This window comes from Corynebacterium sp. p3-SID1194 (assembly GCF_025144155.1).
Classification (GTDB): Bacteria; Actinomycetota; Actinomycetes; order Mycobacteriales; family Mycobacteriaceae; genus Corynebacterium.
Window position 1 is genome coordinate 1 of record NZ_JALXWY010000043.1, and the last position, 1,037, is coordinate 1,037.

General features: G+C 56.2%; 2 protein-coding genes. Both read left to right on the top strand.

Annotated elements, in window-relative coordinates; all coding sequences use genetic code 11:
• Positions 1-443: DNA/RNA non-specific endonuclease (locus M3G19_RS11795; protein ID WP_259902792.1), on the top strand; the 443-nt coding region annotated here is incomplete at its 5' end.
• Positions 430-870 (top strand): hypothetical protein, encoded by a 441-nt coding sequence (locus M3G19_RS11800; protein WP_259902793.1) that lies wholly within the window; start codon positions 430-432, stop codon positions 868-870. The genes M3G19_RS11795 and M3G19_RS11800, both read left to right, overlap by 14 nt.
• Positions 871-1,037 lie beyond the last annotated feature (167 nt).

The following is a 1,037-nucleotide window of genomic DNA, read 5'->3' on the forward strand; positions in this document are numbered from 1 at the left end:
AGACCGACAGCGAGAGCCGCACCGAGCTTGCGGTGATCGAAGACATCAGCCACGAGATCAAGGGTGGTCGTCACCAAGGCATTCAGGGCTCGGTCGGTCGCGAGGCAGACCTGACCATTGATGGCAAGAAGGTGCTCGACTTCGACGGTGGCCACATCAACGCGGCGATGTCGGGTGGTATCCGTGAGGAGATTAACTACACCCCGCAGAACGTCGATGTGAACCAGTCACGCAAGGGCATGGAGAACTACTACGCCCTCGAGCAGAAGTGGAAAGAGCTGTCGCCGAACAATAAGGTCGACGTGGTCATCCGCAACATTTACGAAGAAGACGTGCAGAAGTCAACGGGCGTCAACAGCAACGTCCCTACCAAGTACATCGTCCAATACGATGTCAACGGCAAGGACCCAGTAGAGGTGGTAATGAACAATGTCGGACAATAACGAAGCCCAGGGAGGTCTGCTCGCTGAGCGTGAAGCCATGGTTGCCGTCGCCAAGGAACTCTGGGCACTGCTTCCAGATGATTGTGAGCGCATTACTTGCGAGGCCCTCATGTTTGCTGACTACTCCGAGTATCGCAAGACGGCGATCACGAAGTCGGGCGAGTCACGCAACATCGGATCGCACTATCCCCTGGTGAAAGCGATGGAGAACCTGCGCAAGGTCATGTACAAGCCAGGCAAGGGCACCTGGTACACGGCGCACTTCACCGTCATGCGTCCGGGCAAGGTCACCACCAACTACGACTACGACACTGAGCCAAACTGGTCGGTGAAGCCCGGTGATGCCACCTACGCTGCCGATCTCGAACGCTACCCACGGGAAACACAGCTCATTCCGGCTTGGATGCAGGACAAGCTCGGCGCGTAGGCCCCCAGGCCCACTTCGCGGTTGAACGCCCCAACGTTTCATCACACGCAATACACAACCTGCCTGAAAAGATGTAGGAGAGAATGTGCTCGATCTGATCAAAGATGACTTTACAAAAATTGCCGACCGTTGTGCTGAGGTGTCGAGTGAACTTGGCGGCACTAATC

What these genes read in the sequence shown, in the direction of transcription:
- M3G19_RS11800 (WP_259902793.1), top strand. Translation starts at nt 430, where the DNA reads ATGTCGGACAATAACGAAGCCCAGGGAGGTCTGCTCGCTGAGCGTGAA.